This is a genomic window from Streptomyces sp. AN091965 (genome assembly GCF_022698285.1).
Taxonomy (GTDB): domain Bacteria; phylum Actinomycetota; class Actinomycetes; order Streptomycetales; family Streptomycetaceae; genus Streptomyces.
Genome location: NZ_JALDMY010000001.1, coordinates 2,408,731 through 2,423,961, shown reverse-complemented (window position 1 = coordinate 2,423,961; position 15,231 = coordinate 2,408,731). Strand labels below are relative to the sequence as shown.

The following is a 15,231-nucleotide window of genomic DNA, read 5'->3' as shown; positions in this document are numbered from 1 at the left end:
GTGCGGCGGGGGCGGGCCCAGACGGTCAGTGGTCGTCCCAGTGGCCGTCGTGGGCCGCGTGCCGATGCCCGTCGTGCACGTAGTCCACGTGGTCGCCGTGCGGCACGGCGGCGTGCCCGCAGTCCGTGCCGTGCTGGTGGGCGTGACCGTCGTGCGCGACGTGGCCGCCCGGCTCGCACTCGTCGTAGTGGCCGCCGTGCGCGCGGTGCAGATGGCCGTCGTGCGCGTAGTCGACGTGGTCGCCGTGCGGGACCTCGGGGTGGCCGCAGGCGGGGCCGTGCGCGTGGTCGTGGGCGGGGTGTTCCTGATGGGTGACGGTCATGGGACGTGCCTCCCGAAGAGGGGCCTGATGACCCTCTCAGGCTAGTCCTCGATGCCCCTTTGGTCCCGTTGTGCGAGCGTGCTGCGTAGTGTCATGACTGCGTGAGGCGACTCGATGAAAGCGATCAGCTACCGCGCGTACGGCGGTGCCGAGGTCCTGGAGTACGGCGACGTGCGCGACCCGAAGGTCGGCCCGGACTCCGTCCTGGTCAAGGTCCGGGCCGCGGCCGTCAACCCGGTCGACCACAAGTGCCGCGAGGGCTACCTCGACGCCGTCCTGGACCCGGTCTTCCCGGTGATCCCCGGCTGGGACGTGGCGGGCGTGGTGGTCCAGCCCGGCGTCGCCGCCCCGGAGTTCGCCGTCGGCGACGAGGTCATCGGCTACGTCCGCGAGGACTTCCTGTCCCGGGGCACGCTCGCCGAGTACGTGGCCGCGCCCGTGCGCACCCTGGCCCGCAAGCCCCGCAACCTCACCTTCGAGGAGGCCGCGGGCCTGCCGCTGGCCGGGCTCACCGCCTACCAGGTGGTGCACGGGGCGCTCACCGTGGGCGAGGGCGACGTCGTCCTGGTGCACGCGGCCGCGGGCGGCGTCGGCTCCTTCGCCGTCCAGCTCGCCCGGCACGCGGGCGCCCGCGTCATCGGCACCGCGAGCGAGCGCAACCACGCCTACCTGCGGGAGCTGGGCGCCGAGCCCGTCACCTACGGCGAGGGCCTCGCCGAGCGGGTGCGCGCCCTCGCCCCGGAGGGCGTCGACGCCGCCTTCGACACCATCGGCGGCGACACGCTGAGGGTCTCCGCCGAGCTGCTCGCGCCCGGCGGCCGCCTCGCCTCCGTCGCCGACGGCTCCGTGATCGGCCTGGGCGGCCGGTACTGCTTCGTCCGCCCCGACGCCGACGACCTGCGCCACCTCACCGAACTCGCGGAGCAGGACGTGCTCACCGTCCACGTCGACGCGACGTTCCCGCTGGAGCGGGCCGCGGACGCGCACCGCCTGAGCGAACAGGGACGCACCCGCGGGAAGATCGTCGTCACGGTGGACTGGGCGGCGGAGGGGGACTAGGGCCTGTCCGACGGGGCGCCCCGGCGCACCTGTGCCGCGCCCGTCAGAACAGCACCACCAGCGCACACAGCGCGAGCGCCCCCGTGCACACGGCCGCCACCGTCGCCGCCCGCGCGTCCAGCGCGCGCGGGCGCGCCACGGCGAGCTCCGTGATCCTGCGGTGCGCCACCGCGAGGAAGCCGAGCCAGAGCAGCAGGGTCAGCGCGCATGCCACGGCCCCCGCCGCCGACGGGCCGTGGTGCAGGGCCGTCCGCGCCGCGAGCACCGCGGCGACCGTGCACGTCAGGGTCGTACGCCGCCACGCGAGCCGGGTGCGCTCGGGCTGCAGGCCCGGGTCCCGGGCCGCGCGGGACCCGTCCGGCACGGCCTCCGTCACCCTTCCCAGCCGAACAGCACGACCGCGACCATCGCGAGGGCGACGACCGCCACCGCGAGGCCGAGCAGCGCGGGGAAGCGCGAGACCGGGAGGTCCTCGCCGCGCCGCATGGCCCGCTCGCACCGCACCCAGTGGTTGACCGCCCGCAGCGCGCACAGCACCCCGGCGCCGAGCAGCGCGAGCGCGAGCCCGACGCGGGCGCCCCAGCGCAGGTCGGGCAGGAACTGGTCCACGGCGAAGCCGCCGCCGACCAGCGCGAGCGCGGTGCGCAGCCAGGCCAGGAAGGTGCGCTCGTTGGCCAGCGAGAAGCGGTAGTCCGGGGTGTCGCCCTCGTCCCGCAGCCCGGCGGGGCTGAACCACAGCCGCAGCCCCTGCGGGACCCCGGCCCCCTTCCCGGGCGCCGCCGGGGCCTCTTCCTCCCCGGGTCCGTCCGTCATCGGGCCGCCCGGAAGTCGCGCAGGCGCCGGTACGCGTCCAGGCCGTCCGGCACCCACGCCCACTCCTCGGCGCGGCGCGCGAGCTCCCCGTCGGTCAGGAAGTCGTGCCAGGCGACCTCCTCCACCTGCGGATCCACCGGGCTCGCACAGCGGACCTCGTAGAGGTACGACCACCAGGTGCGGCCCGCGCCGTCGTCGTACAGGAACTTGAACAGCGGGGTGGGGCGGGGGAGTCCGCGGACGCCGAGCTCCTCCTGGGCCTCCCGCAGGGCCGCGTCGTCGTAGGACTCGCCCGCGCCGACGACCCCGCCGACGAACATGTCGTACAGGGAGGGGAAGACGAGCTTCGTGGCGGTGCGGCGGTGCACGAAGACGCGGCCCTCGGCGTCGCGGGCCTCGATGAAGACGCAGCGGTGGCGCAGACCGCGGGCGTACGCCTCGCCGCGCGGGGCCTCGCCGATCACGCGGTCGTGCTCGTCGACGATGGCCAGGATCTCGTCCGCCGGATGCGTGCCGTCAGCGCTCATACGGCCATCCTGACAGGTCAGCGCAGTGCCGAGGCCCGAGCCCCGCTGCTACCGCCGCCCGTGCCCGCGGGCATCGCCGGATGCAGGCCGAGCAGGACGATGCCGGTCACGATCCCGGCGAGGCCCGCGGCCTCCCACGCCAGGGCCGCGGTGTCCGTCCGCAGCCGGTCGCCGAGGAAGCCGACGCCGCAGGCGATGCCAGCGAGGGGCTGGGCGGCGGTGAGCGCGGGCAGGGACATCCGCAGCGGCGCCATCTCGAACGCGCTCTGCACCAGGACGAGCCCGGTGACGCCGAGCACCAGGACCGCGTACGGCTGCCAGCCGCCGAGGAGTTCGGCCCAGCCGCCCGCGACGAACCGCTCCTCGCTGACCCGCGTCAGCGCGTCCTGCACGCCGTAGAGCAGCCCGGCCGCGACCCCGAGCAGCGCGGGCCCGGAGCCGAGGGGGGACTTCTTCGCGAGCGCGGCGAGCGCGAGTGCTCCGCCGGTCATCACGCCGAGGACCAGCCAGTGCCGCAGCGGATCGGGGTCCGCCGCGCCGCCGCGCGGCTCGCCCGCCACGATGAAGGCCGTCACGCCGCCCGCCAGCAGGGCGAGCCCGGCCCAGCCCTGACGGCCGAGCGGCTGCTTGGTCCGGTGCCGCGAGAGCGCGAGGGCGAACAGCAGGTTCGTGGCGAGCAGCGGCTCCACCAGGGTGACCTCGCCCTCCCCGAGCGCGAGGGCGCCGAGCACCATGCCGCACACCATCAGGCCGATGCCGCCCAGCCAGCGCGGCACCCGCACCAGGTCGAGCAGGAGCCGCGGCGAGAGGAAGTCGCCGAGCGGGGCCCGCTGGGCGGCGTTCTGCTGCAGGACGAAGCCGACCCCGAGGCAGCAGGCCGCGGCGACGGACAGAAGCAGGACCAGAACCGACACGTGAGGACCTCGAACTCGACGACGGCCGGGCAAGCGGTACCCGGCCGACGATAGCGGCCCTCGGGCGGGTCACAGCCGCTCCGCGACGGCTCCCCGGCCGGGCCCCGGCCGGACCATGGCCGGATCCCTGACGGTCCCTGCCCGGTCCGTGGCCGGATCCCTGGCGGAGCACGGCCGGTCCGTGGCCGGCCCAGGGCGGACCCGCCTCCGGGCCACCGGCAGATTTCGGGCGGGCCCCGGCCGAAGGGGGGCCACCCGGCGGTCCGGCGGTGGACCGACCGCCCACCCGCCCCGGGTGACCCGTACCGGACGGTTGACGTCCGGCCCGGGCCTATCCAGGATCTGACTCACGGGTAACACGCGTCCGCGCGCATGCGCCACCGTCGGCGGACGTACCGCCCCGCCACTGCTCGGCGCGCCCGACCACGGGCCGAGCCGGAAGTCGAGAAGGAGCCGTCATGGCCTACGACGCGGACGTCATCGTGATCGGTGCGGGGCTCGCCGGGCTCACGGCCACCGCCGAGCTCGTCGACGCGGGGCGCAGGGTGATCCTGGTCGACCAGGAGCCGGAGCAGTCCCTGGGCGGGCAGGCCCACTGGTCCTTCGGAGGGCTCTTCTTCGTCGGCTCCCCCGAGCAGCGGCGCATGCGGATCAAGGACCACCGCGAACTCGCCCTCCAGGACTGGATGGGCACGGCCGCCTTCGACCGCGAGGAGGACCACTGGCCGCGCGAGTGGGCCAAGGCGTACGTGGACTTCGCGTGCGGCGAGAAGCGGGCCTGGCTGCACGGTCTCGGCGTGCGGTTCTTCCCGGTCGTCGGCTGGGCCGAGCGCGGCGGCTACGACGCCCAGGGGCACGGCAACTCCGTGCCCCGCTTCCACATCACCTGGGGGACGGGCCCCGGACTGCTCACCCCGTTCGTGCGCCGCGTGCGCGAGGGCGTCGAACGCGGCCTCGTCCAGCTGAGGTTCCGCCACCGCGTCACCGGCCTCGGCCGCAGCGCGGGCGTGGTCGACACCGTGACCGGCGAGGTCCTGGAGCCGTCGGAGGCCGAGCGCGGCACGGCCAGCAGCCGCGAGGTCACCGGGTCCTTCGAGTTGCGCGCCCAGGCGGTGATCGTCACCTCCGGCGGCATCGGCGGCAACCACGACCTGGTCCGCGCCAACTGGCCCGAGCGGCTCGGCACTCCGCCCGGGAAGATGCTCTCCGGGGTGCCCGCGCACGTCGACGGCCTGATGCTCGGCATCGCCGAGCGGGCGGGCGCGCGCCTGATCAACCGCGACCGCATGTGGCACTACACCGAGGGCATCGAGAACTGGAACCCCATCTGGGCCGGGCACGGCATCCGCATCCTGCCGGGACCGTCCTCGCTGTGGCTGGACGCGCGCGGCGACCGGCTGCCCGTGCCGCTGTTCCCCGGCTTCGACACCCTGGGCACGCTCAGCCACATCATGGGCACCGGGTACGACCACACCTGGTTCGTGCTCAACCAGCGCGTCATCGGCAAGGAGTTCACCCTGTCGGGCTCCGAGCAGAACCCCGACCTGACCGGCAAGTCCGTACGCGGCGTCATCGAGCGGGCGCGGGCCGACGTACCCGGACCGGTACGCGCGTTCATGGACCACGGCGTCGACTTCGTCGTGGAGAAGGACCTCGGCGCCCTGGTGCGCGGCATGAACGCGCTCACCAAGGAAGCCCTCATCGACGAGGCGGCCCTGCACCGCACGATCGCCGCCCGCGACCGCGAGATCGTCAACCCCTTCACCAAGGATCTCCAGGTCATGGCCGTCCGTGGCGCACGCAAATTCCTCGGCGACCGGCTGATCCGTTCCGCCGCGCCGCACCGCCTCCTCGACCCCGGCGCGGGACCGCTGATCGCCGTCCGTCTGAACATCCTCACGCGCAAGACGCTCGGCGGCCTGGAGACCGATCTGTCCTCGCGCGTCCTGCGGGAGGGCGGCGAACCGCTGCCGGGCGTGTACGCCGCGGGCGAGGCCGCCGGGTTCGGCGGCGGCGGGGTGCACGGCTACCGCTCCCTGGAGGGCACCTTCCTCGGCGGCTGTCTCTTCTCGGGGCGCGCGGCGGGGCGTGCGGCTGCAAAGGCCGTCGACTAGGGGAGGCCCGGCGGCGGCGCCGGGCCGGGTGTCCGCCGCTCCGGAGGGCCCGCCGCGCACCGCCGGAACCCGTGAAGGAGTGCGGCAGGATGCGTGCGAGACGTGTCAAGAGGCTTGGGGCGCCTGGGCCTTGACGCGGAGCGCTGCCTACCGGTTGGCTGTGCGTGATCGCCCGCCCACCTACCGCGTCTTGGGAGGACGCCCGCGGTGTCCCCACCCCCACCTCTCGGTCGCTCTCGCAAACGCGCGAGCCACGTCTTCGACGCCGCCCTCGACGACGCCGAACTCGTCGCCGCGCGCGCCGCGCTGGCGCAGGGCCGCTGGACCGAGGTGCGGGAGCTGCTCGCCGCCACCGGCGACGACTGGGACCGCCGCGGCCACCGCTGCGACGTGCTCGCCCGCGAGCAGAGCACCACCGCGTGGATCCGCGACTGGCGGCTCGCCGAACCGGAGAGCGCCGACGCCGCCGTGCTGCTCGCCCACGCCGCCGTGCACCGCGCGCTGCGCGGCAAGGAGCGCTCCGAGAAGGCCCGCACCGCCTGCCGGGAGGCGGCGGCCCGCGTCCCCGCCGACCCGACGCCCTGGCTGGCGCTGCTGCTCCTGGAGCGCTCGCTCGGCCACGAGGAGGACGTCGTACGGCTCTTCGACGAGGTCAGGCACCGCCACCCCGAGCACCACCACGCGCACTACCTGATGCTCGCGCGGCTCGCCGAGCGGCGCCCCGGCGCAGGACAGGACCCGCTGCACGAGGTGTACGACTTCGCCACCTGGGCGGCCGAGCAGGTGCCCGCCCACTCGCCGCTCGCGGTGCTCCCGGTCGTCGCCCACGCCGAGCGCTACCGGGTGCTCGCCACCGCGGGCAGCGAGAGCCACGACCCGGTCGCCTCCGGGCACTGGTCGAGCCGCCGCGCCCGGCAGGTGATGAAGGCCTCCTTCGACTGGTGGCTCACATGGGAGACCCCGGGCGGCGCCCCGGCGGGCACCGCCCACCCGCGCGCCTTCGTCGACCTCAACTTCCTCGCCCACGCCACGCACTGCGAGGGCCGGTCGGCCGAGGCGGCCGCGCTGTTCCACCGCATCGGCGGGCACGTGACCGAAGCGCCCTGGTCGTACCCCGACCGGGACCCGCACGAGGCCTACACCGCCGCGCGGGCCGCCGCGCTCGGCACCGCGTGACGCGTAGGCGGCACCACACCAGACCGATCGACCCACGAACAGCGGAAAGGACAACCGCGCCATGGCGACGGGCAGTTCGAACGCGAGGGCAAGCAGAGCGGGGCACCCCGCAGGACCGGGAACCGGGGCCCACGGCAGGCCCGCCGCGGGCCAGGGGGACATCAACACGTACATGGGCCAGGAGCGGGCGCTGCGCGCGGGCCGCCTGGGCACGGCGGGGCTCCTGCTCTCCGTGCTCGCCGCCACCGGGCCGCTGATGGTGGTCGCGGGCGTCATGCCCACCACGTACGGCGTGATGGGCGTGGTCGGCCAGCCCCTGCTCTTCCTCGCGCTCGGCGTCGTCCTCGCCCTGTTCAGCTTCGGGTACGCGGAGATGAGCCGGCACGTCCACAACGCCGGGGCCTTCTACGCGTACATATCGCGCGGGCTCGGCGGCACCGCGGGCGCGGGCGCCTCCGCCGTCGCGCTCGTCGCCTACAGCGCGCTCCAGGCGGGCCTGTACGGCCTGCTCGGCTTCGAGGTGTCCGGGCTGCTCGCCAAGTACGCCGACGTCACCGTCGCCTGGTGGATCCCGGCGCTCGTGACCGTGGCCCTCGTCGCCGTGCTCGGCTGGCTCAAGATCGACCTCAACGCGCTCGTGCTCGGGGTGCTGCTGCTCGTGGAGGTCGCCCTCGTCGTCATCTTCGACGTCGCCGCCCTCGCCGACCCCTCCGCCGAGGGCGTGTCCCTGCACGCCTTCAACCCCGACACGCTCACCGGCGCGGGCGTCGCCACCTCCCTGTGCTTCTGCATCGCCGCGTTCACCGGCTTCGAGCAGGCGCCCGTGTACGCGGAGGAGACCAGCCGCCCCCAGGTCGTCGTGGCCCGCGTGATGTTCTTCGCCGTGGGGTTCGTCGCCGTCTTCTTCGCGCTCAGCTCCTGGGCGCTCACGGTGGCCGCGGGGCCCTCGGGCATCGTGCCCGCCGCGCGCGAACAGAGCGCGGGCCTGCTCTTCGGCCTCACCGAGTCCCGGCTCGGCACCACCTTCACGGACGTCCTGCACGTCCTGTTCGTGACCGGCATGTTCGCGGCGGTCCTCAGCTTCCACAACGTGGTCGCGCGGTACGCGTTCGCGATGGGCCGCGAGGGCCTGCTCCCGGCCGCCTTCGGCAGGACCAGCAGCGCGAGCGGCGCGCCCGGCACCGGCTCGCTCCTGCAGACCGTGGTGGCCGCCGTCGTGGTGGTGGGCTTCGCCGTCGCCGACGACAAGCCCGCGGGCGATCCCACCGCGCCGGTCCTGCACCTGTTCACCTGGGGCGGCAACGTCGGCGCGCTCGGCGTGCTGCTGCTCATGGCCACCGCGTCCGTGGCGGTCATCGTCTTCTTCGTGCGCCGCGGTGCCGCGCGCGCCCAGTTCTGGCGCCTGGTGGCCTCCGGGCTCGCGGCCGTCGCGCTGCTGGTCATCGCGGGCTACACCGTCAAGGACTTCGACATCCTCGTCTCCGCGGGGCCCGGCTCGGCGCTGCCCTGGCTGCTGCCCGGCGTCATCGCGGCCGCGGCCGTCATCGGCCTCGCCCACGGCGCCCACCTCCGCGCCCGCAGGCCCGCGGCCCACGCCCGCATCGGCCTGGGCAACGAGGCCTTCCAGCTGGAGAAGGCCGCGACGACGCCGCCTCCGGGCGCCTAGCCGGGGCCTGCCGAAAGGCCGCCGCCCGCCCGCCCCGGGCAGGGGCGGGCGGGCGGCGGCCTCGGTTCCGGTACGGCGGGGCCGTGGCTACAGCACGAGCGAGAGCAGCAGCACGAACCCGAGCGACACCACCGAGATGATCGTCTCCATCACCGACCACGTCTTGATCGTCTGGCCGACGTCCAGGCCGAAGTACTCCTTCACCAGCCAGAACCCGGCGTCGTTCACATGGCTGAAGAAGAGCGAGCCCGCACCGATCGCCAGGACGAGCAGGGCCGCGTGCGCGGTGGACATGTCCGCGGCGAGCGGCGCCACGAGCCCCGCCGCCGAGATCGTCGCCACGGTCGCGGAGCCCGTCGCGAGCCGGATCGCGACGGCGATCAGCCAGGCGAGCAGCAGCGCGGGGATGGACCAGTCCTCGGAGAAGTCGAGGATCATCTGCCCGACCCCGACGTCGATGAGCGTCTGCTTGAAGCCGCCGCCCGCGCCGACGATCATCAGGACGCCCGCGATGGGCGCGAGCGACTTCTCGACGGTCGTGGAGAGCCGCTCCTTGGTGAAGCCCGCGGCCCGCCCCAGCGTGAACATGCCCACGAGCACCGCAGCGAGCAGCGCGATCAGCGGCGACCCGACGACGTCGAAGACGCGCTGCACGGTCGCCTCGGGGTCGTCCACGACGATGTCGACGAGCGCCTTGGACAGCATGAGGACGACGGGCAGCAGCACGGTGGCCACCGTGACGCCGAACCCGGGCCGCTTCTCCAGTTCCTCGGAGGCCCGCTGCGGAATCATCTTCTCCGGCGGTGCCACGTCCACCCAGCGCGCGGCGACCTTGGAGAACACCGGCCCCGCGATGATCACGGTGGGGACGGCGACGAGCACGCCGAGCGCCAGCGTCACGCCGAGGTTGGCCTTCACCGCGTCGATGGCGACGAGCGGGCCGGGGTGCGGCGGGATCAGGCCGTGCATCACGGACAGACCGGCGAGGGCGGGGATGCCGATCCGCATCAGCGAGTAGTTGCCGCGCTTGGCGACCATGAGCACGACCGGGATCAGCAGCACGATGCCGACCTCGAAGAACAGCGGAAGCCCGATCACCGAAGCGATCAGGACCATGGCCCACGGCATGGCCCGGCCGCCGGAGCCTCCGGCCCTGGCCAGGATCGTGTCCACGATCTGGTCGGCGCCGCCGGAGTCCGCGAGCAGCTTGCCGAGGATCGCGCCGAGCGCGATGAGCACGCCCACACCCGCCACGGTGGAGCCGAGCCCGGTGGTGAAGCTGCCGATGGCCTTGTCGAGCGGGGCCCCGGCGAAGGCGCCGAGGGCCAGCGAGCCGATGGTCAGCGCCAGGAAGGCGTGGACCTTGAACTTCGTGATGAGCAGGACGATGACGGCGATGCCCGCGAGGACGGCGATGCCGAGCTGGGCATGGCCCGCCGAGGTGATCGGTTCGACGGGGTCCGCTGCCAGCATCTCGACGCTGAGACTGGTCACGGTGGTTCCTTGTGCGTGTGGGCGTACGTCGGCATGTGGGCGTACGTACGTGAGGGGGCAGGGAAGGGAACGAAAAGGGGAAAGGGAGGGGCTACCGGGTGGCCAGGGCCTTCGCGGCCCGCTGTGCGATGTCCTCCGGCGTGCCCGCGACGTCCACGGCCACGCCCGCCTCGTCCGCGCCGAGCGGCTGAAGGGTCGCGAACTGGGAGTCCAGGAGCGCGGTCGGCATGAAGTGGCCCTCGCGGTGGCTCATCCGGTCCTCGATGAGGGCCCGGTCGCCGGTGAGGTGGACGAAGACGAGGCCGGGCGCGGCGGACCGCAGCCGGTCGCGGTAGCCGCGCTTGAGGGCGGAGCAGCTGACGACGCCGCCGTGCCCGGCACGGAGTCGCGCCCAGGCGCCGATGGCGTCGAGCCAGGGCCACCGGTCGTCGTCGGTCAGGGGCGTGCCGGACGACATCTTGGCGATGTTGGCCAGCGGGTGGAAGTCGTCGCCCTCGGCGTAGGGCACGCCGAGCCGGGCGGCGAGCAGGGGGCCGACCGTGGTCTTGCCCGTTCCTGCGACGCCCATCACTACGACGACGTGGGGGGTGCTCATCGCTGCTGCCTCGCTGTCTTCATCGACATCGGCCGGGTACTCGCCCGCTCCCCGAACGGGGATTTCGGACACGGACCCGTTCCGTTCACGCCACTGAAACTCATTAGGTCAGACAAATTCAAGAGCCTGTGACAGAAAAGTCTGACTTTTTCACCGTGCTGCTCTCCTCGTACGCTGACCCCATGACCGCACAGGCCCCGGGGCTGCACGCCCGCGTACTGGACAGCCTCGGGCCCAGCATCACCGGGGGCGAGTACCCGCCCGGCAGTGTCCTGCGCACGGACGAGCTGGCGCAGCGCTTCGAGGTGTCCCGCTCCGTGATGCGCGAGGCGGTGCGGGTCCTGGAGTCCATGCACCTGGTCGCGTCGCGGCGCCGGGTCGGCGTGACCGTGCTGCCCACCGCGGAGTGGAACGTCTACGACCCGCAGGTCATCCGCTGGCGCCTGGCCGGCGCCGACCGCCCGCGCCAGCTGCGCTCCCTGACCGTCCTGCGCTCGGCGGTCGAGCCGGTCGCCGCGGGCCTCGCCGCGCGCCACGCCACGGCCGAGCAGTGCGCCGCCCTGACCGAGTACGCCCTCGGCATGGTCGCCACCTCGCGCGGCCAGCAGCTGGACGCGTACCTGGTGCACGACATCGCCTTCCACCGCACCGTCCTGAACGCCTCGGGCAACGAGATGTTCGCCCGCCTCGGCGACGTCGTCGCCGAGGTCCTGACCGGCCGTACGCACCACGACGTGATGTTCGAGGACCCCGACCCGGCGGCCGTGACCCTGCACGTGCGCCTCGCCGAGGCGGTGCGGGAGGGCGACCCGGCCCGCGCCGAGGCCCTGACCCGCGAGATCGCCGAAGGCGCCCTCCAGGAACTGGACGTCCTGGCCCCGTGACGGACCGCCCGGGGCCCGCCGCCGCTCCGCCCCGCCGCTCCGCCCCGCCCCGCCGCTCCGGCCCGCCCCGCCCCCGCCCCACCCCGCCCGGCAGAATGACCCGCATGTCCCCCCGTGCGCCCCGCGCCCCCCGTGCCCCACACCCGCGAGCCTGCCCCTGCGGCTGCGCCCCGTCGTACGACACGTGCTGCGGGCGGCTGCACCGCGGTGCGGCGGCCGCCGCCACGCCCGAGGAGCTGATGCGGTCGCGCTACAGCGCCTTCGCCGTGCGCGACGAGGCCTATCTGCTGCGGACCTGGCATCCGCGCACCCGCCCGCCGGGCATCGACTTCGACCCGGCGCTGCGCTGGACGGGCCTGGAGATCGAGGACACCACCGACGGCACCGCCTTCCACAGCTCGGGCACGGTCACCTTCCGCGCCGCCTACCGCGACGGCGGCGGCCCGGGCGCCCTGCACGAGCACAGCCGCTTCGAGCGGGTCGACGGCGCCTGGGTCTACGTGGACGGCGACTTCGTCGACTGACCCGCCCGCGCCCCGTCGCGACCCGGCCACCGCCGCACCCGGCGCCGTGGGGTGCGTGGGAGCCGAGGCCCGCGAGGGACGGCCCCGCGCGGCCGCCGCACGCCGCTGACGGGCCCGAACGCCGCCGCCCGCCCGCCAGTTCGACCCCGTGCGCGGCCCCCGCACATGGCGGGATCGCGCGCTGCGGACGCCCGGTGCCGCCAGTAGCGTCGACGCCTCCCGCCGTGTACGCGACCTCGCGCGAAGGGAAGCGCCCCATGGCCCAAGCGACACCGTACGAGCGGAGTTACGAGCGCTACCTGGGCGGCAGCCCCGAGGTGGAGCGCCGCGTCTTCGAACGGCTCGCCCGCGAGCTGATGAGGGTCCAGGCCGTCAACAAGCGGGCGGCGGGCGCCGGTTCCCTGGCCCGCACCCAGCACGCCAAGGCCGCGCTCGGCGTGGAGAACGCGCGCCTGCGCTTCCACGACGACCTGCCCGACGCGCTCCGCGGCGGCTTCGCCCGGCCCGGCGCCGAGTACCCGGCGACCGTACGGCTCTCCAACGCGAGCGGCATCCGGCAGGCCGACGGCGCCGCCGACCTGCGCGGCATCGCCGTACGCGTCGACGTGTCGGCCGAGGAGAGCCACGACCTGCTCGCCACCAACTGGCCGGTGTCACACGCCAAGGACGCCCGCGAGTTCGTCGCCTTCGCCCGGGCCATGGCGGGCGCCCGCACCCCGCTCCGGGCCGCCGTCGGCCTCTTCGTCAAGCTTCCGCTGGCCGTCGGCCCGGCCACCGCCACCCGCATGCGGCGCACCGTGCAAGCCGCCACCCGGCGCACCGTCACCAGCCTCGCGGGCGAGACGTACTGGAGCCGCGGCGCGATCCTGTGGGGCGACGCGGGCCCCGTCCGCTATCTGCTGCGCCCGGCGGGCGGCGCCGCACCCGGGCCGCGCTCCGACCGGCGCGACCCCAACCGCCTGCGCCGCGACCTCGAACACCGGCTCGCGGGCGCCGACGTCTCCTTCGACCTGTGCGTCCAGCGGTACGTCGACGAGACGCGCACCCCCATCGAGGACGGCGCCACCGACTGGCGCGAGGCCGTCGCGCCCGCCCTGCCCGTCGCCCGGCTCACCATCCCCAGCCAGGACCTCGACACCGCCGAGGCCCGCGCCGCCGCGGGCCGCGTGGAGGACCTTGCCTTCAACCCCTGGTACACCACCGACGACTTCCGGCCGCTCGGCAACCTCAACCGCGCCCGCAAGGCCGCCTACGAAGCGAGCGCCGCCCACCGCGCGGGCCTGCGCTTCCGCTCCCCGGAGCCCTCGCGCAACCGGATCCTGTCGGCTCCCGCGGGCGCCGCCTTCCGGCTCCTCAACCGCTCCGTGCCCTGGCACCGCCTGCCGACCTGGGCGAGCCTGCTCAACCTGGTCTTCCTGCGCAGGGCGCTGCGCCGTTTCAACCTCATCGACACCGACGCGCACGAGGCGCCGCCGAAGCCCGGGCCCGTACCGCGCCCGCCCGACGAGCGGCTGCGGGCTGCGCGCAGCTACGACGGCACGTACAACGACCTGTCCGCGCCCGCCATGGGCTCCGTCGGCGCGGCCTTCGGGCGCAACCTCACGCCCGACTACCGCCCCGACCTCTTCGACACCCCGAACCCCGTCACCGTCAGCAGGCAGCTCCTGCACCGCGAGACCTTCCTGCCCGCGACCTCGCTGAACATCCTCGCCGCCGCCTGGATCCAGTTCCAGGTGCACGACTGGGTCAACCACCGGCGCCACCCCGCGGGCACCAAGACCGTCGAGGTGCCGCTGCCCGGCGGGATGTCCTGGCGCAACACGCCCGGCGGCCCCGCCGAGACCGTGATGCGCTTCGCCGAGAACGAGGGCCTGCCCGTGCCCGAGGGCCGCCCGCCGGTCCTCTTCGGCAACACCGCCTCGCACTGGTGGGACGGCTCCGAGGTGTACGGCGCCGACGAGACGACCGCACGCTCCCTGCGCGCCCCCGACGGCTGCGCCCGGCTGCGCCTGGAGCAGGGGCATCTGCCGATCACCCCGAACGGCGTCCCGCTCAGCGGCTTCACCGACAGCTGGTGGCTGGGCCTCAGCGTCATGCACACCCTCTTCGCGCACGAGCACAACGCCGTCTGCGACGCCCTGCGCGGGGCCTACCCGGCCATGAGCGAGGAGTCCGTCTACCAGACGGCCCGGCTCGTCGTCTCCGCCCTCATCGCCAAGATCCACACCGTGGAGTGGACCCCCGCGATCCTCGCCACCGAGGCCCTCGACATCGGACTGCACACCAACTGGGACGGCCCGCCCGACAGCTGGCTCACCAAGCTCGGCCTGTGGCTCTTCGACGCCCACGCGCTCACCGGCATCCCGGGCACGCTGCCCGACCACCACAACGCGCCGTACTCCCTCACCGAGGACTTCGTCACCGTCTACCGCATGCACCCGCTGATCCCCGACGACTTCGAGCTGCGCGAGCACCACTTCGGGCAGCGCCTGGAAACCGTCGGCTTCCCGGACATCAACGGCGCCGCCGCCGAGGGCGCACTGCGCAAGACGGGCCTGGCCAACACCCTCTACTCCTTCGGCATCGCCCACCCCGGCGCCATCACGCTCCACAACTTCCCCCGCGCCCTCCAGACCTTCGAACGCGACGGCGAGATCATCGACCTGTCCGTCGTCGACCTCGTCCGTACGCGCCGCCGCGGCGTGCCCCGCTACAACGACTTCCTCACGGGTCTGCACAAGCCGCGCGTCCGCCGCTTCGAGGACCTGACCGAGGACCCGGAGACGCTGGCCCGCCTCAAGGACGTCTACGCCTCGGTCGACGAGATCGACACCGTCATCGGTCTGTTCGCCGAGAACCCGCCCACCGGCTTCGGCTTCAGCGACACGGCGTTCCGCGTCTTCATCCTCATGGCCACCAGGCGCCTGCAGAGCGACCGCTTCCTGACCGTCGACTTCCGCCCCGAGATCTACACCCCGCTCGGCATCGACTGGGTCCAGAAGGGCGGCATGAAGTCCGTCATCCTCCGCCACTGCCCCGAACTCGCCGCGCTCCTCCCGCGCACGGCGACGGCCTTCGCCCCGTGGCGCCAGGTGACGCCGCACCCGAACCGCTGAGGGAGCAGCCGGGGCTCGAACGACTGG

14 protein-coding genes are annotated in these 15,231 nt (G+C 74.2%); 7 read left to right on the top strand and 7 right to left on the bottom strand.

Features of this window, described 5'->3' with window-relative positions; all coding sequences use genetic code 11:
- Positions 1-25: 25 nt before the first annotated feature.
- Entirely contained in the window at positions 26-322 is a 297-nt protein-coding gene (locus tag MQV74_RS09860) for a hypothetical protein (RefSeq protein ID WP_242715914.1), read from the bottom strand.
- A 114-nt stretch (positions 323-436) separates the two neighbouring features.
- On the opposite strand from MQV74_RS09860, the gene MQV74_RS09855 reads away from it, so the two are divergent.
- On the top strand, positions 437-1,381 hold the full coding sequence (locus MQV74_RS09855; protein ID WP_242715912.1) for an NADP-dependent oxidoreductase: 945 nt from the start codon (positions 437-439) through the stop codon (positions 1,379-1,381).
- 43 nt (positions 1,382-1,424) lie between these two features.
- On the opposite strand, the gene MQV74_RS09850 is transcribed toward MQV74_RS09855, so the two are convergent.
- Genes MQV74_RS09850 through MQV74_RS09835 form a run of 4 tightly spaced genes read right to left on the bottom strand, consistent with a single transcriptional unit; the run spans position 1,425 to position 3,635 of the window.
- A complete protein-coding gene (locus MQV74_RS09850) occupies positions 1,425-1,757 on the bottom strand; it encodes a DUF202 domain-containing protein (protein WP_242715910.1) in 333 nt (110 codons plus the stop codon).
- Positions 1,754-2,194 carry a YidH family protein gene (locus tag MQV74_RS09845; protein ID WP_242715908.1) on the bottom strand — a complete coding sequence of 147 codons (441 nt, stop codon included), beginning with the start codon at positions 2,192-2,194 and terminating at the stop codon, positions 1,754-1,756. Before MQV74_RS09845 ends, MQV74_RS09850 begins: the two co-directional genes overlap by 4 nt.
- On the bottom strand, positions 2,191-2,721 hold the full coding sequence (locus tag MQV74_RS09840; RefSeq protein WP_242715906.1) for an NUDIX hydrolase: 531 nt from the start codon (positions 2,719-2,721) through the stop codon (positions 2,191-2,193). The genes MQV74_RS09845 and MQV74_RS09840 overlap by 4 nt, the downstream gene beginning before the upstream one ends.
- Positions 2,722-2,738: 17 nt before the next feature.
- A complete protein-coding gene (locus tag MQV74_RS09835; protein ID WP_242715904.1) occupies positions 2,739-3,635 on the bottom strand; it encodes a DMT family transporter in 897 nt (298 codons plus the stop codon).
- A gap of 458 nt (positions 3,636-4,093) precedes the next feature.
- On the opposite strand from MQV74_RS09835, the gene MQV74_RS09830 reads away from it, so the two are divergent.
- The 3 genes from MQV74_RS09830 (at position 4,094) to MQV74_RS09820 (ending at position 8,591) form a co-directional block, all read left to right on the top strand.
- Entirely contained in the window at positions 4,094-5,749 is a 1,656-nt protein-coding gene (locus MQV74_RS09830) for an FAD-binding dehydrogenase (RefSeq protein WP_242715902.1), read from the top strand.
- A gap of 207 nt (positions 5,750-5,956) precedes the next feature.
- Positions 5,957-6,925 carry a hypothetical protein gene (locus tag MQV74_RS09825; RefSeq protein ID WP_242715900.1) on the top strand — a complete coding sequence of 323 codons (969 nt, stop codon included), beginning with the start codon at positions 5,957-5,959 and terminating at the stop codon, positions 6,923-6,925.
- 61 nt (positions 6,926-6,986) lie between these two features.
- Positions 6,987-8,591 (top strand): APC family permease, encoded by a 1,605-nt coding sequence (locus tag MQV74_RS09820; protein WP_242715898.1) that lies wholly within the window; start codon positions 6,987-6,989, stop codon positions 8,589-8,591.
- Between the two features lie 87 nt (positions 8,592-8,678).
- Here MQV74_RS09820 and MQV74_RS09815 read toward each other — a convergent pair whose 3' ends face one another.
- Together MQV74_RS09815 and MQV74_RS09810 are read right to left on the bottom strand one after the other, a co-directional pair.
- The gene (locus tag MQV74_RS09815; protein ID WP_242715896.1) at positions 8,679-10,085 is read right to left on the bottom strand and encodes a GntT/GntP/DsdX family permease; all 1,407 of its coding nucleotides are present in this window, start codon (positions 10,083-10,085) and stop codon (positions 8,679-8,681) included.
- Between the two features lie 91 nt (positions 10,086-10,176).
- Positions 10,177-10,680 (bottom strand): gluconokinase, encoded by a 504-nt coding sequence (locus tag MQV74_RS09810; protein WP_242715894.1) that lies wholly within the window; start codon positions 10,678-10,680, stop codon positions 10,177-10,179.
- A gap of 182 nt (positions 10,681-10,862) precedes the next feature.
- Here MQV74_RS09810 and MQV74_RS09805 point away from each other — a divergent pair, with 182 nt between their 5' ends.
- The 3 genes from MQV74_RS09805 to MQV74_RS09795 all read left to right on the top strand — a co-directional run bounded on the left by MQV74_RS09805 (position 10,863) and on the right by MQV74_RS09795 (position 15,204).
- Positions 10,863-11,564, top strand: coding sequence for a FadR/GntR family transcriptional regulator (locus MQV74_RS09805; protein ID WP_138958776.1), 702 nt, complete (start codon positions 10,863-10,865; stop codon positions 11,562-11,564).
- A 104-nt stretch (positions 11,565-11,668) separates the two neighbouring features.
- On the top strand, positions 11,669-12,088 hold the full coding sequence (locus tag MQV74_RS09800) for a YchJ family protein (protein ID WP_374120602.1): 420 nt from the start codon (positions 11,669-11,671) through the stop codon (positions 12,086-12,088).
- A 257-nt stretch (positions 12,089-12,345) separates the two neighbouring features.
- Positions 12,346-15,204, top strand: a complete 2,859-nt coding sequence (locus MQV74_RS09795) for a peroxidase family protein (RefSeq protein WP_242715890.1) — start codon at positions 12,346-12,348, stop codon at positions 15,202-15,204.
- Positions 15,205-15,231 lie beyond the last annotated feature (27 nt).

Coding starts and splice junctions, on each gene's coding strand:
- MQV74_RS09830 (WP_242715902.1), top strand. CDS start 4,094: ATGGCCTACGACGCGGACGTCATCGTGATCGGTGCGGGGCTCGCCGGG.
- MQV74_RS09795 (WP_242715890.1), top strand. CDS start 12,346: ATGGCCCAAGCGACACCGTACGAGCGGAGTTACGAGCGCTACCTGGGC.
- MQV74_RS09840 (WP_242715906.1), bottom strand. CDS start 2,721: ATGAGCGCTGACGGCACGCATCCGGCGGACGAGATCCTGGCCATCGTC.
- MQV74_RS09820 (WP_242715898.1), top strand. CDS start 6,987: ATGGCGACGGGCAGTTCGAACGCGAGGGCAAGCAGAGCGGGGCACCCC.
- MQV74_RS09800 (WP_374120602.1), top strand. CDS start 11,669: ATGTCCCCCCGTGCGCCCCGCGCCCCCCGTGCCCCACACCCGCGAGCC.
- MQV74_RS09805 (WP_138958776.1), top strand. CDS start 10,863: ATGACCGCACAGGCCCCGGGGCTGCACGCCCGCGTACTGGACAGCCTC.
- MQV74_RS09845 (WP_242715908.1), bottom strand. CDS start 2,194: ATGACGGACGGACCCGGGGAGGAAGAGGCCCCGGCGGCGCCCGGGAAG.
- MQV74_RS09810 (WP_242715894.1), bottom strand. CDS start 10,680: ATGAGCACCCCCCACGTCGTCGTAGTGATGGGCGTCGCAGGAACGGGC.
- MQV74_RS09855 (WP_242715912.1), top strand. CDS start 437: ATGAAAGCGATCAGCTACCGCGCGTACGGCGGTGCCGAGGTCCTGGAG.
- MQV74_RS09860 (WP_242715914.1), bottom strand. CDS start 322: ATGACCGTCACCCATCAGGAACACCCCGCCCACGACCACGCGCACGGC.